The organism is Desulfotruncus arcticus DSM 17038, assembly GCF_900113335.1.
GTDB classification, from domain to species: Bacteria; Bacillota; Desulfotomaculia; order Desulfotomaculales; family Desulfallaceae; genus Desulfotruncus; species Desulfotruncus arcticus.
The window spans coordinates 12,809-26,922 of sequence record NZ_FOOX01000019.1 but is presented as its reverse complement, the minus strand read 5'-3'; the positions used below and the strand labels follow the sequence as shown (position 1 = coordinate 26,922).

Below are 14,114 nucleotides of genomic sequence, written 5' to 3'. Positions count from 1 at the left end.
GTTTTGCCCCCACCTGAACCTTAGTCGCACTTATTTCGAGTTTATCGCCGCTAAGACTCCCGCCTGTAGAGGCGGGAGTCTTAGCGGCGGTTAACGAGATCAAACAAAATTACGGGTAAACTTGGCCGAAAAAGCGTCAGCCACCCCGACAATTCTTTCCTTTCCCCGTAATGTACTCAGCCAGCGTTCGGGAATTGCCTCATAACCATAATATGCACCGGCTAAACCACCCATAACGTTACCTGCGGTATCTGTATCGCCACCGAGGTTAATCACTCTTACCAGCGCTTCTTCAAAAGTATCTGTTTGCAGAAAGCATTGCAGTGTCGCCCCCAGGGTATCAAGAGCTTTACCTTCCGGTATAATTTTGGCGGCGCCTGATTGCACTGCTTTAACAACATACCAGAAAAAACCCTTCGGATTAATATCCAACCGCGCACACTGTTCGTCCGTAAACCGGAGTGCATTTGTGAATAATTCCCTTTTATTACCTTTTTCACAGACAGCCTTTCCCACCAGATAATTATAAAATATGCACGATGCTGAGCTTTCCCGGCTTTGATGGGTCATAGAAGCAATATCCACAGACCAGTACGCCATATCGCGAGGGGTGTTCCAATACGCAAAGGTAACCGGCAAAGTGCGCATCAAAGCACCATTGCTGTCTAATTTGTTCAGTGATTTGGCGGTCATGCGCGCCGCTTCCTGCCAACTGCCGCAACGAAGATAGTTTTCGAAGGAGCGTTTCGTAGTAGTACCGATATCCCTGGGATTAGAATAATACCAGCGTAAAAACCTTCTACCTATTTCCTCAATGGGATAAACCGGGTTAGCCAGGATACCTTCGGCAACCATAATTATCATTTGGGTATCATCAGTATATTCACCGGGGTGAAGATCCAGCCAGCCCCCACCGAGAATTTCGGTAACCGTACCGTAGCGGTTGTATATTTCTTCACCGCTCATATTCTCCAGTGCTCCACCAAGTGCGTCACCCACAGCGGCTCCCCAAAAAGAACCTTGTATATAGTCATTCATTTAATCATCCACCTATAAATTTGTTATTCCAAATCAATAATCAATTCTACATTTATCTTAAATTGCCCTGCTAAATAAAAAAACACGCCCTTAATCAGTTCCATTAGCGCGTACGTTTTAATGCTTTTATCTTTACTTCTAGCCATATCTGCTTCAGTATCGTTGCGAAGCAAAAAACCCGGCCCTGTTCACTTCAGGCCGGGTGCTGCATTGCTTCTACCAGGCAAAAAGATTTAGCGGTTACCCCGTTTAAATGGCTCAGATCGTTTACCATCGATTCTGTTTCATTTTCCGTGGCCTGTACTGTGAGGGTAATGATTCCCCTTTCTTTGGTTGGGTCCGGAATTCCCGAGCGGCTTAATATCTGCGAACCGTACTTGGTTAGTACCTGCTGGACATCCGGGGCGTGGCAGGCTCTGTTCTCTACCAGAATTCCGACAATGCAAATATCTTTGGACATAATATTCCCCCAAAGTAATGTAGTATTAAGATATTATGCCTAAAATTTTAATGGTTATACAAAAAACAAACCCCTACTCCGTTTAGTAGGGGCTTGTTTATAACAGCATGGTTTTGCATTTAGCCGCGTTAAATTTAATTAAACCCGGGCAACCGTTAGCCCAACGGTAAATACATTTACTGCATTTATCACACAGGCTTACTGCTCTATTATTAGATGCCATAACGACACCTCCTTAATAAAAATAATTTAATAAACATTATAAAATTATTTTACAATAAATATATTCTTTTTGGTTAACACACTATAAAAATTATGTTACATTTTTGTTAATTTAAACATCACAAATAATAAAGAAGACTTGGTTCAGGTGGGGTTTTGACCCCACCTGAACCTTAGTCGCACTTATTTCGAGTTTATCGCCGCTAAGACTCCCGCCTGTAGAGGCGGGAGTCTTAGCGGCGGTTAACGAGATAAACTCCTCGTTTTCAGCGAGGAGCATTAAAAATTTTTAAGTTTATTAAAACAGGGAAATCCGCTTTTTTTGTTGAAGTCCTTGTTTGAGGTGACTCTGATGAATATTGAAGCCATAATAGAAAAAAACAAAGAAGAAATCTACAAGCTAAAGCAGCAATTGGAAGCAACCTCTGACTCCAGGGAAAAACGAATCCTCAAACGCCGTTTAGCGCAACTGCAAATAGAGCAGCTAAAATACTTAAATAAATTAGGCTGAAAGCAATTTTGGGATTAACCCGGCGTGACCGGGTCATATACTTTCCTTTTCCTTTTAAGAGAATTTAACATTATTTAAATCAAGTTTCATAATATGTGCAGCAGCAACCATCTTTGCGTTAAGAACATCCGGTGTTTGTATTGGTGCCAACTCGGCTTGTTTTTTAACTGAAGCATCACCATTGATGCAATTGAAAATTTCATCGCTTAAGGTCTTTCGACTCTCGTCATATTGAGCAAAGCTAATGGCAGCTGAGAAAACATCCCGTAATAGATTTTTCTCCATTTTCGGATCAAATTCCGGAAGGTATACCCGGTTCCCCCTGTATATTTCTATTAAAGCAGCCAACAAATATTGGGAGTCATTGTTTTTAGCCATATCATTCATTTTAATCCCCTCCTAATCAATTTTTTTATATTTTATGCCAAATCCAGTTTCACCAGATCGGCGGCAGTGCGCCAGGCAAGGTCTTCAAAAGAATCACTGTCCGGGCAAACTTGCTCTAACAAATCATACAAAATTTTAACCGGATAAGCCATGCCCATGGGATAATCACTGCCAAAAACTATACGCTTACTGTAATTACCTATTAGTTTTTGCATTTGCTCGGTTAGTTTAGAACCGGGCCGGCAAAAAGAAAGCGTATTGGTTGCATCCAAAAAAAGGTTTGGGTACTGTTCCAGAATCCCGTCCCACTCGGACAAGTGCATGTCACCAAATAGCATGTGCGAAGCGATAATTTTTAACCGCGGGAACCTGGAAAGTAAGGATAAAAACTCATCTTTCAAAGATTCCCTGCCGTAAAATTTTGAAAACCCCGTATGAATGTTAACAGGACACCCCGTTTCCTGTAAAACCTGATAAACAGGCAGCATCCCGGGATCAAGAATTTTAAATTGCTGTACATAAGGATGAAATTTAAATCCCGTTAATTTCAAGTTTTCTAAAGAATCCCGGATAATCTCCTCTTTATCTTCATCCCCGGGATGTAAAGATGCAAATGGAATCACTTCGGGATGCCTATCTGCAAACTCTCTCTGCCAGCGGTTGATCTCCCGGCTTTCTCCCGGCTGCAGCGGGTAAAAATAATTAATTATGTAGTCCGCGCCTGCAGTTTTCATATGCTGCAGCAATTCACCGGCAGGTGTTGTCAGGTCCAACTGTTCATACTCCTTTACTGCCCTTCTGATCCATTTGATGCCTCCTTTTACTCTATAAGGAGTCATTAAGTGCGCATGACTATCTATAAAATATTTTGGCTTCGACAACTACAGGTCTCCCTTCCGGCTCGCTCCACTACATTAAATTCTACGCAAATCAATAAAATCCTGGGATTTTTTCTTAGGGCAGTCCTTCGGGCACAGGTACCTATGCTTATCTATCATTGCCAGGAGCAAAGCGGCATGGCAATTTCTTCTGCCGCCGGTCGTCTGTAGCCGGTTGTCTGGGATAATAAGAAATATGAGCAAAAGAGCCCTTGGATTAACTCCAAGAGCTCTTTAAAATTAAGTCCGGCAGCGACCTACTCTCCTACCCCTCGGGGCACACGCAGGGACAAACCCAAGTACCATCGGCCCTGAAGAGCTTAACTTCCTCCTCGCAAGTCGAATTTCCTAAAAGGGTTTTTTAACCTTCATATGACCTGCTTTCCATATCATAAGAATGCTATGACACTATAATTTATAAACTGACCTGGCTTTTACCAATTTTGTTGGTTTGCTCTTTTGCATTATCTTCAACATGCTGAAAATACTCTGTAATATATTGCAAATGGTACCTTTGCTGTGATTCCGCTGGAACCTTCTTAGTGAGTGGACTTAGCACATATAGCAATATTATGGCAATTAACCATCCAGCTACAGCTCCATGCACACCGAATGGGGCAGATACTCCTCCTAAAACAAATAAGCTCGCAAAAACTGTGCCTACAACAGCTGCAATTATTGATGCTATTGGGGTTATCCAAGCTAATTTGGGGAAACATGGGGGTGCAATAAAGCACCAAAACAGTATACCAGCTAAAAACGCGGATATTCCCACGAGAGCCACAATAGAGTCAGGCTGCAGAGCGGCTGCAAATGCACATATACCTCCTACTACTAAGACAAATACCCTACTAAATTTTACCTCTTCTTCCGGGGTTATAGCTCTTTTTATAATCCGTTCATAAAAATCCTTATAGAACACATTACTGGTTGCTATTAAGGCTGAATTGGCAGTGCTAATACTCGCAGCGGCAACAGATACTCCGTAAATTACCCCTAACCAGGGAAATGTTTTAAATATAGCAGTTGCCGGTACCAAATCTAATTTCACATCCATTGCCGGGTAAATAACAAACAACATCAAACCCACCATGGGCATCAAGAACCAGGCGGTAAGGTTGGTAAGAGCATTACCAATACCCACACCTTTGCGACAGTCCCTTTCTGACTTGGGAGTGATGGCCCTGGTAAAAAACATGGGCAAACCAACAAAACACATACCCCATGCAAAAGCGTAAGTTATAGCATATACTGGTGTCCAAGTACCAAGACTGCCTGGGAATGTTATGTGTTCTGGCGTATTAAACAAGGTGCCGGGAAAACCAGCTTGCACTGCCAATGGCGTAAATAGAGCGAAAGTACCTATGGCTACAATGAAAAATAAACTACCTTGAAATGCATCAGTCCAAATTAATGCCCTCAGACCCCCAATAAATGTATATGCCACAACGACGGTCAGGGCAATTAGAACGCCAGTCGTAACCGATATCCCAGAGAGAACATTAAATAGCAATCCTACTGCCATCAGTTGGGCAACGATATAACCAATTTGAGCCAGCACTGAAATTATTCCAATAATATATCTTTGTGTATTTTTAAAATTAAAATAATCCTGTGCCAAATCACCAATAGTTTGAATGGGTACCTGTCTGCTAAAGAACCATACTCTGGGCGCATAAAAAACCCACCACAATATATATATACTTGTCCAAATCCAACCTAGCCAAAGAAAAGATAATCCGTGGCCGTAGACAAACCCCACTGCACCCATCATGGTAAATGAGCTCGACGTAGCGGCAAAATTAGTTAAACCTTGGAGTATTGAATTAACACCTTTTCCAGCCATATAATAGTCAGCGCTATTTTTAAATCCCCTTCTGTATGAAATATAACCTAGCAATACGTTAATGGATAAATAACATATCATAGCTATTATGAAAGCCAATTTCCTCTCACCTTTCATTTTGTTCTCTACTTTTTAAAACAAAAATACATGGCTATGCCAAACGATAGAAACATACAAGGAATATTCCACATCATAATTCCCGGACTGCTATTGGGAAAAGTACCACTAGGCAGCGCAATAGGGACAAAAAGCAACCCGATTGCAATTGTAGCTATTAGAATTAATAATAAATTGCGTCCTCGAACCTCCATTATATTCACCTCCTTATGGCAATTCTCAACTACGTAAAAACCAGACAGATTGAATTAAAATATTTTAAATCGGTTCAATTATTTCTACAGACAAAAATATTTGACTGTTTATAACGATTAGATAATATTTAACACAATTATTTAAATCACACCTTTCGCTTTTAACTTTTGAATTTGATCCGTGGTTAAAATCGAACCTAAAATATCTTCTGTGTGCTCGCCAGGGTTAGGCACCTTACACATACGGGAAAACTCCACATCATTCATCTTCACGGGAAAAGGAACATAATAGTTTAATTGAGAGGCCACTTGCATCTCGCGGATGACACCCCGTTCTAAAAAATATGGATTCTGCACTAAATCCAAAATTTCTGAAACCGGTTCGGCTGTAATTTCATTTTTATAAAAAAGTTCAAGCCAGTATTCAATTTCTTTCGTTGCCAGAACATCATTTATACGTTTATTAATTAAACGACAGTTTTCTTTGCGCCACTCTATAGAATTAACAATCGAATCCGTCAGCCATTCCCTAAAACCTAAAAGCTCACAAAGACGAGACCACTTTTTATTTTCCAGAGCAGCTAGAGTAAAATAGCCATCTTTGGCTTTAAACACCCCATAACCGCCATAACTAAACAATTTCTTCTCTTTGCCGGCTTTTGTTAAAAAATACTGTATAATCGATGGGCTAACCCAGGCCAGTGTGGTATCAACCATTGCAACATCGATCTGGCGTCCAACCCCAGTCTTATAGCGCAACATCAATGCTGATAAAATAGCGACCACAGCATACATAGACGCCGCCAAATCGGCAATCCAAACGCCGGGCTCAGAGGGCAGCCCATCCAACTCACCACTTAAAGCTAAGGTACCAGCAGCGGCCATGGCGTTTACATTATGTAATGGTTTATCACCCACCCCGGTGGATGAGCCATAACCGTTAATGCTGCAATAAATAATTGATGGATTGGCAGCCCGAATTTTCTCATAATTAACCCCGAGCTTAACAGCCCGTGATGGCAGGTAGTTATGAATTAACACATCACTTTTGCTAGCTAGAGAGTACAGAATATCTCTTCCTGCTTTTTCTTTAAGATTAATAGTGACGCTTTTTTTACCTTGATTTGCTGATATAAAAGTTGCCGTTTCTAGTATCCGCTGCGCATCACCATTTCCAGTGCGCTCAATTTTAATAACCTCGGCACCCAAATCACCTAACATCATTGCGCTAAAGGGGGCTGGAAAATAACTGGATAAATCTAATACTTTAAAATTTTCAAGTGGTAACAAAATAACACTCCTTTGATATAAGCTTGTTCTAAAATAGCCGCAATATATTTGCTGTAGTCACCAGCAAATCTGAAAATAATAATTAGTCAGACAACTCAAGCTCGTAACGCGGTAAATGTTTGGTGGCAATAAAAAATATCGGTTGCAAAAGTGTTACCAAATAAAAAAACCCGCTTAATAAGCGGGAATTTAAAGACACCTATTTTATATGTCCGAAATACCGCACACAAAGCGTCTGCCCAGTCAGACACACGAGTGAAATTCCGTACATACCCGTGAATTTAATTCTTCTTTATACGCTAACTTGGCTTTCTCCAACTGTTTGGGGATGTTCTTTGGCATTATCCGCAACATGTTTGAAGTACTGTGGTATATACTGGGCATGGTACCTTTGCTGTGAATTCATTGGAACCTTCTTTGTAAGCGGACTTATTACGAATAAGAGGACCATAGTTATTAACCACCCCGCTACCGCTCCATGCACACCAAAAGGAGCAGGCACTTTTCCCAAAACAAATATGGAGGCAAAAATTGTACCTACAATAGCCGCTATTATTGATGCTGTTGGGGTTACCCAAGCTAATTTATGGAAGCATGGGGGTGCGATAAAGCACCAAAATAGTATCCCGGCTAAAAATGCGGATATCCCTACGAGAGACACAATAGAGTCAGGCTGAAGAGCAGCCGCAACTGCACAAATGCCCCCAACTACTAAAACAAATATTCTACTAAACTTTACTTCTTCTTCTTGGGTAATGTTATGTCTTCTAATCCGTTCATAAAAATCTTTATAGAATACATTACTGGTAGCTATTAAAGCTGAATTTGCAGTGCTCAGGCAAGCTGCGGCAACGGCTACTCCATACACTATTCCTAACCACGGGAATGTTTGAAATATGGCAGTTGCTGGTACCATATCTAATGATACATTCATTGCCGGGTAAATCACCAGCAGCAACAAACCCACTATGGGCATTAAGAACCAACAAACTATGTTGGTAAGACCGTTACCAATACCCACACCTCTACGACAATCCCTTTCTGACCTGGGTGTTATAGCCCTGGTAAAAAACATAGGTAGACCCATGTAACACATGCCCCAGGCAAAAGCGTAAGTTATAGCATATACTGGTGTCCAGGTGCCAAGTGCTCCTGGTAGTGTTAAATGTTCCGGCATATTAAGCAAGACACCGGGAAAACCAGCCTGTGTAGCCAATGGCAAAAATAGAGCAAAGGATCCTATGGCTACAATTAAAAAAATAGCACATTGTAATGCATCAGTCCAAATTACCGCTCTTAATCCTCCAATATAGGTATATGCTATAACAACAACCAGGGAAATGAGAACGCCAGCGGTAACTGATATACCGGAAAGTACATTAAATAATAACCCTACAGCCATTAGCTGAGCAACAATATAACCAATTTGAGCCAGGACTGAAATTATTCCAACAATATATGTTTGTATATCTTTAAATTGAAAATAATCTCGTGCCAAATCACCGATAGTTTGAATGGGCACCTGTCTGCTAAAAAACCACACTCTAGGCTGATAAAAAACCCACCATAAAGTATATATTGTAGACCAAATCCAACCCAACCAAAGAAAAGCTAATCCATGGCCGTATATAGATCCTACTGCACCCATCATCGTAAATCCACTAGATATAGTAGCAAAAGTAGTTAAACCTTGCAGGGTTAAATTAACACCTTTCCCAGCCAGGTAATAATCTGCGCTATCCGCAAATCCTATTCTCTGAGAAATAAAGCCTAATAGAATATTAGCAGCCAAAAAAACTGCCATAGCTATTGCAAAACCCACTTTTATCTCACCTTTCTAATTTTTTATTCGTTACTTCTTAAAACAAAAATACATAGCTATACTAAATGATATTAAGGCACAAGGAATGTTCCAATAAAGGATTCCGGGAGAGCTATTGGGGAAAGTACCACTTGGGAGTGCAATAGAAATAAAAGACAAACCGATTGCAATTACCGCTATTAAAACTAATACTAAATTAAGACCTCTAACTTCCATTTTAGTCAAACCCCCTTTCATGCTAAATTTTTTCATGGGAATTAATACTTTATTGCCAAATATTATGTAAACGGTTTATGTTAATTGTAGGGAATTTCTAAATATAAATGGCACAATTTTTTTTATAATCTCACTTATTTGATTGTTCTAATTAGTTAGACAATATTACTAGATGCAAAAGTAATGCCAAATAAAAAGCCCGCTTAATACGCGGGAATTTTTTGAAAATTCGTATCTCCTATTTTATTTGTCCGATATACTCGACATTATGTGTACGTTCATTCGAACACCTGTATGCTGTTGCGCACACATCTTCTATCCAAAACCATATTTTCGTAATTTTTCATATAGTGTGGAACGGCTAAGCCCCAATTTTCGGGCGGCAAGAGCTTTATTACCAGAAGCTAGTTCCAGAGCTTCTATAATAACCTGTTTTTCAGTTTCAACCATTGCAGTCCGGTAATCTTTGGAACGGTTATTCTTATTTATTGTTTCATTAGATAATATATTAGATTTTACATTGGGCTCCACATTAAATTCCACACTAGATTCCGGGGCCAATAACATCGAAAAGTCGTTTTTATCCAACCGCTGTTTTTCCTTTGAAATAAGATTCATTACCCTCTCAATTACATTTTCCAATTCTCGAACATTGCCAGGCCAAGCATACTTTTTAAGCAATTCAGCAGCTGTGGTTGTTAAACCACTAATATTTCGCCCCATAAAATTATTAAATTTTTGAATAAAGTGATCTACCAAGAGAGCAATATCATCCCTTCTTAACCTTAGCGGAGGAATAGTAAACGTCACTACGTTAAGGCGGTAATATAAATCCTTTCGAAAACTACCTTGCTGCACCAAGTCAATCAAATTGTTGTTAGTAGCGGCAATAATTCTAACATCAACTGTTCTGGTTCTCGTTCCTCCTACCCGTTCAACCTCACGATCCTGAATAGTACGTAATAATTTACCTTGTAAAATTAAAGGCATATCTCCAATTTCATCAAGAAATATCGTGCCGCCATTAGCCAGTTCGAATTTTCCCGGCTTGCCTTGACGTCCAGCACCTGTAAAAGCACCAGGTTCATAACCAAAAAGCTCTGACTCAGCTAAATCAGATGGAATGGCGGCGCAATTTACCTTCACAAAAGGTTCCCTGGACCTTGGGCTGGCATTATGTATAGCATGGGCGAAGAGTTCTTTGCCGGTGCCGCTTTCGCCCAAAATTAGAATATTAGAAATCCCATGAGCTGCTTGTCTACATTCTGCTTTTAACTTAAGCAGGTTTTCGTCTTGCGTGATAATACTATCAAAATCGTACCTGGTTCCGTTGTACTGATGCAGCTGGTTTTTATAATAATCAAGCTGGTTCTTAAGGTCATCAAGCTGTAAAATTACTTCTCGCAATTGATCCAATTGACTAACTGTGATTTTCATGACACTGCCTTGAACTTTATCACCATATTTCATTGGCACAACAGAAACTATTGCGGGATGATCAGCAACATAGCAGGCTTCAGTTTTATTTAACTCCCGGGCAAGGCGGCAAATTACCTGGTCTTCTACCACCGAAGCAATCGGTTTATATAAGAGTTCCATTAGCGATTTTCCTATTAAGTCAGAGAATGCTTGATTAGCTAACATAATAACGCCATTAGGATCTAACACTACAATACCGTCGTATGCCAGATCAAGAACTGTTTGAAGAGTTGATTGTAATTGTTTTGTACTATTAAGCTCCTCAGACATTTTCTCAACTTCAGTCATGTCATGAATGATAAAAATTACACTCTCAACTTTACTTTGGTTTAATATGGGAACAGAACTTACAATGGTGTATAGACGAAGTACGCAACCATTTAAGCATTTGATGCAAAGAGTCAAAATGTTTGTCCGCTTGAAAATAAATAACATTATCTTGATATATGCAGTCTTTGATTTTATGTTCAAGATTTTTTCCCTTTACCAGGTTATCATAAAGATTTGAACGTGTAAAAATACCTAATAACTGATTATTTTCATTAACCACAGGAATCCCATTTGACTTATTTTTTCTAAAAATATCAATTGCATTTCTAGCTGTGTTATCAAGCCTAAGTGAGACCGTAGTATGCTGCATTATCTCCTTTGCGTACATGTTATCACTCCCACAGTAAGTAACCCCAAACACCAGATGATTGTCAAACCTCATTTTGGCTAAATATCAAAGGGTTCCCCTGGGATAGTTGTATAAAAAAGCCAGCCACCAGGAAGAGTAGCTGACTGAATAATACTACATAATCCTCTTCTATTTTTATTAATTCTTAGCTAAGTTTCTTCCAATAATAAAGCGTTGTATCTCGTTGGAACCGTCAAGGATTTGTATGGCTTTGGCATCCCGCATCATCCGCTCCACCGGATATTCCTGCATATATCCATTACCCCCGCAGATTTGTACGGCATCAGTGGTTACTTTCATCCCTACATCTGCAGCAAAACATTTGGCTTTAGCCACCATAGCTAGTGTCTCCCGGGTTATCTTTCCACCTTCCAGGTCCACCCGGGCATTGGTCATGCGGACCAGACATCTGGCTGCTTCTATAAGAATGGCCATATCCGCAATCATGAATTGAATGGCCTGAAATTCGATAATCGGTTTACCAAACTGTTCTCTTTGCTTGGCGTATTGTACAGCATAATCCAGAGCAGCCTGAGCATTCCCCAAGGCAAAAGACGCGGCACCCCAAGCACGCATACTATTGACCACGAAATTTAGTATATACCAACCGTCCCCTTCTTTACCCAGCCGGTTTTCCTCAGGCACAAATGCATTTTCTAAAAACATATCAGCCGTAATCGAACCATGGAGCCCCATTTTCTTTTCCACTTTACCAAAACTAAGGCCTTCGGTTTCCTTCTCTACTACAAAGCACGAGATTTCACGATCTTGGTTAGTTTTAGCAAAAACAAGGTATAAATCCGCCACAATAGCCAGAGTAATGAAACACTTTTGTCCATTAAGCACATACCCACCCTCAACTTTCTTGGCGTAAGTTTTTAGTGAGTGGGCATCTGATCCGGCATTGGGCTCGGTCAAGCAAAAAGCACCAAGCTTGGGGCCCTCATTGAGCCGTGAAAAGAAGCGATGTTTTTGTTCTTCGGTACCCATTATGTCAATAGTCCGGATTACTGAGTTTGTAGACAGAAGCATTGGTCCAATGCATGTTAGCCCCCGGGCAGCTTCCTCAATCACCAGGGACATGGTCAAGGCATCGGCCTGTATCCCACCGTATTCTTCCGGCATTGCCATCCCTAAAATATTATTTTCATAAAGCACCTCGGCAATATCCATGGGAAACTCATCTGCATGATCTATTTCTTGTGCCCGGGGCATAATTTTTTCAGTTGCTATTTTTCTTACCGTGTTTTGAATCATTAATTGTTCTTCAGTAAGTTCAAACATGTCATATCTCTCCTTTTTACTAATTTATTTTTCCTGTAATCACAGCTCAAATATTTTACTTATTTTCCTGTTGTAGCTTGCCCTTAACATCCTCACGCAAGATAAACTTTTGAATTTTACCCGAGGCGGTCCGTGGAAGGCTATCCACCAGTTCTAAACGCTCAGGGTACTTAAATTTGGCTACATTCTTCTCGCTAAAAAACGCTGTCACTTCTTTTAATGTTAATGTTTCATCAACTTTATGAGGTACTATGTAGGCACAAGACCGCTCACCAAGCCTTTCGTCAGGCATGGCCACAACACCCGCCTCGCGTATTTTGGGATGCTGCAGCAAAATATCTTCAACTTCGCTGCTGCTGATATTCTCGCCACCACGGATGATAATGTCTTTCTTTCTGCCCGTGATCCTTATATATCCGTCATCATCCATGGTGCACAGGTCACTGCTGTAGAACCATCCTTCATCATCCAAAAAGCGTGCTGTCAATTCCGGTTCCTTAAGGTAGCCTACGAAGACGTTTGGCCCACGGGACGCCTCCTCTCCCTCAACCCCTGCCGGGACCGGGCGCCGCGATTCATCAACTACCCGCATTTCTACACTGGGCACGGCTATACCATCCGTATTAATAGTTCTCTCCGGGGGGTCGTCCGGGCGTACAAAGGCATGCGGTACGCTCTCAGTGGAACCGTAACCGCTTAATATTTTAAAACCTACTTTTGAAGCTTCTTCAACCATATGCCTGGGTATCGGAGCCCCGGCGCAAACAAAAAGTCGAAGTGAAGAGATATCGTATTTGTTTTGTTTTAATTCACGCAGTATATCGTAGACAAAAGGTGTAGCCCCCATGCTGCAGGTACATCTTTCATTCTCAATTAGATTAAGGCTTTGATCCGGTTTAAATATATCTTGAATGACACTTTTAGCACCAAACATAAATGGCATAGTCACACCGTGGTGAAAACCGGTGGCATGGCCCACAGGTGCGGGCATTAACATAACGTCAAAACAGGTGAAATTTAACCTGGCGGCAAAAGCTTTTTCAGAGGCAATTATGTTATTATGGGTAAACATCACGCCTTTCGGAAATCCCTCTGTGCCGGAAGTAAACAAAACAGCTGCCAGATCATCTGCGCCCCGCAAAACATTACCGGCCAGCGGGGAGAATTCTTTTATCACCCTGCCTAAAGTAATACCCACATTAACCTTTTTTTCTTTTTCGACTATAACCACTTCCCTCAGGCTGGGGATTTCGGGCGCCAGCGAACGGACCATGGCCGGATAGTCAAAATTTCTAAACTCAGCCGGGATAAACAGTACCTTTGACTCACATTTATTTAAGATATACGACAATTCTTCGATACGATAATTTGGCAGTACAGGGTTAGCGACTGCCCCTGCTTTCAAACAGGCCACATAAACTACGGTAAATTCAGCCCAACCGGGTAATTGGAAAGATACAAAATCACCTGGCCCCACCCCTGCCTCTTTAAGAAAAGCTGCTACCCTGCCAGCAGCTTCATCAAGTTCAGCGTAAGTATAGCTGGTTCCCTGCAGATCTATTACCGCTACCTTTTCCGGGGAACTTAATACCGCCATCCTCCAATAATCGGCTAGAGTAGCATCACCCCAATACCCTTGTTTACGATAATCATCCCTTCGAAGTTCAATAAATTTGTTACCCCAAGTCAAT

16 protein-coding genes are annotated in these 14,114 nt (G+C 41.0%); 1 reads left to right on the top strand and 15 read right to left on the bottom strand.

Annotated elements, in window-relative coordinates:
* Window positions 1–99: 99 nt before the first annotated feature.
* The 4 genes from BM056_RS20415 to BM056_RS27360 form a co-directional block, all read right to left on the bottom strand.
* Window positions 100–1,038: an ADP-ribosylglycohydrolase family protein gene (locus tag BM056_RS20415; RefSeq protein ID WP_092473939.1), complete on the bottom strand. Its 939-nt coding sequence runs from the start codon at window positions 1,036–1,038 to the stop codon at window positions 100–102.
* 23 nt (window positions 1,039–1,061) lie between these two features.
* Entirely contained in the window at window positions 1,062–1,184 is a 123-nt protein-coding gene (locus BM056_RS27365; protein ID WP_274377571.1) for a hypothetical protein, read from the bottom strand.
* Between the two features lie 47 nt (window positions 1,185–1,231).
* Window positions 1,232–1,498, bottom strand: a complete 267-nt coding sequence (locus tag BM056_RS20410; protein WP_092473937.1) for a TM1266 family iron-only hydrogenase system putative regulator — start codon at window positions 1,496–1,498, stop codon at window positions 1,232–1,234.
* 97 nt (window positions 1,499–1,595) lie between these two features.
* The gene (locus BM056_RS27360) at window positions 1,596–1,721 is read right to left on the bottom strand and encodes a hypothetical protein (protein WP_274377570.1); all 126 of its coding nucleotides are present in this window, start codon (window positions 1,719–1,721) and stop codon (window positions 1,596–1,598) included.
* Window positions 1,722–2,072: 351 nt separating this feature from the next.
* On the opposite strand from BM056_RS27360, the gene BM056_RS26360 reads away from it, so the two are divergent.
* Window positions 2,073–2,231, top strand: a complete 159-nt coding sequence (locus BM056_RS26360) for a hypothetical protein (RefSeq protein ID WP_165613634.1) — start codon at window positions 2,073–2,075, stop codon at window positions 2,229–2,231.
* Between the two features lie 54 nt (window positions 2,232–2,285).
* Here BM056_RS26360 and BM056_RS20405 read toward each other — a convergent pair whose 3' ends face one another.
* The 11 genes from BM056_RS20405 to fadK all read right to left on the bottom strand — a co-directional run bounded on the left by BM056_RS20405 (window position 2,286) and on the right by fadK (window position 14,113).
* Window positions 2,286–2,618 carry a hypothetical protein gene (locus BM056_RS20405; RefSeq protein ID WP_174549985.1) on the bottom strand — a complete coding sequence of 111 codons (333 nt, stop codon included), beginning with the start codon at window positions 2,616–2,618 and terminating at the stop codon, window positions 2,286–2,288.
* Window positions 2,619–2,650: 32 nt separating this feature from the next.
* Window positions 2,651–3,499, bottom strand: coding sequence for an amidohydrolase family protein (locus BM056_RS20400; protein WP_092473935.1), 849 nt, complete (start codon window positions 3,497–3,499; stop codon window positions 2,651–2,653).
* A 412-nt stretch (window positions 3,500–3,911) separates the two neighbouring features.
* Window positions 3,912–5,342: a sodium:solute symporter family protein gene (locus BM056_RS20395; protein ID WP_165613633.1), complete on the bottom strand. Its 1,431-nt coding sequence runs from the start codon at window positions 5,340–5,342 to the stop codon at window positions 3,912–3,914.
* A 125-nt stretch (window positions 5,343–5,467) separates the two neighbouring features.
* Window positions 5,468–5,653 (bottom strand): hypothetical protein, encoded by a 186-nt coding sequence (locus BM056_RS20390; RefSeq protein WP_092473931.1) that lies wholly within the window; start codon window positions 5,651–5,653, stop codon window positions 5,468–5,470.
* A gap of 141 nt (window positions 5,654–5,794) precedes the next feature.
* Window positions 5,795–6,943 carry a CaiB/BaiF CoA transferase family protein gene (locus BM056_RS20385; protein WP_165613632.1) on the bottom strand — a complete coding sequence of 383 codons (1,149 nt, stop codon included), beginning with the start codon at window positions 6,941–6,943 and terminating at the stop codon, window positions 5,795–5,797.
* 292 nt (window positions 6,944–7,235) lie between these two features.
* Window positions 7,236–8,765 carry a sodium:solute symporter family protein gene (locus BM056_RS20380; RefSeq protein WP_092473927.1) on the bottom strand — a complete coding sequence of 510 codons (1,530 nt, stop codon included), beginning with the start codon at window positions 8,763–8,765 and terminating at the stop codon, window positions 7,236–7,238.
* A 30-nt stretch (window positions 8,766–8,795) separates the two neighbouring features.
* Complete coding sequence (locus BM056_RS25890; RefSeq protein WP_131820803.1) at window positions 8,796–8,981, bottom strand: hypothetical protein; 186 nt, start codon at window positions 8,979–8,981, stop codon at window positions 8,796–8,798.
* Between the two features lie 315 nt (window positions 8,982–9,296).
* Entirely contained in the window at window positions 9,297–10,748 is a 1,452-nt protein-coding gene (locus BM056_RS20375) for a sigma-54 interaction domain-containing protein (RefSeq protein ID WP_165613631.1), read from the bottom strand.
* A gap of 31 nt (window positions 10,749–10,779) precedes the next feature.
* Window positions 10,780–11,100, bottom strand: coding sequence for a CBS domain-containing protein (locus BM056_RS20370; protein ID WP_165613630.1), 321 nt, complete (start codon window positions 11,098–11,100; stop codon window positions 10,780–10,782).
* A 177-nt stretch (window positions 11,101–11,277) separates the two neighbouring features.
* A complete protein-coding gene (locus tag BM056_RS20365) occupies window positions 11,278–12,423 on the bottom strand; it encodes an acyl-CoA dehydrogenase family protein (RefSeq protein ID WP_092473921.1) in 1,146 nt (381 codons plus the stop codon).
* A 55-nt stretch (window positions 12,424–12,478) separates the two neighbouring features.
* On the bottom strand, window positions 12,479–14,113 hold the full coding sequence (fadK, locus tag BM056_RS20360; protein WP_092473919.1) for a medium-chain fatty-acid--CoA ligase: 1,635 nt from the start codon (window positions 14,111–14,113) through the stop codon (window positions 12,479–12,481).
* Window position 14,114 lies beyond the last annotated feature (1 nt).